1 pseudogene is annotated in these 260 nt (G+C 38.1%); it reads left to right on the top strand.

Annotation, left to right across the window (positions count from 1 at the left end):
- Positions 1-260: pseudogene (locus RT405_RS10295) on the top strand (ABC transporter permease); the annotation flags it as partial.

A 260-nucleotide genomic window follows, 5' to 3' on the forward strand; every position in this document is an offset into this window, starting at 1 on the left:
CATGATGATAGACGATCCGGAAGAGATGATTGGTCAAGCTATTTCAATTAACGGCTATATGTATCAAGTTATCGGAATCAAACAACCGTATGATTATGAGAGCATTTCATTAGGCGGTGATAATTATATGACAGCGATGACCTCAGATGTACCAAGAGCTTCTTATAATGAGCTGACCAAATTCAAACCGATCAATGCATTAAAAATCAAAATGGAGACAACAGCTGATCGGTACGCTGTTACTGAAGCAGTTATTCAGT

This window comes from Carnobacterium sp., assembly GCF_032094055.1.
GTDB lineage: Bacteria > Bacillota > Bacilli > Lactobacillales > Carnobacteriaceae > Carnobacterium_A.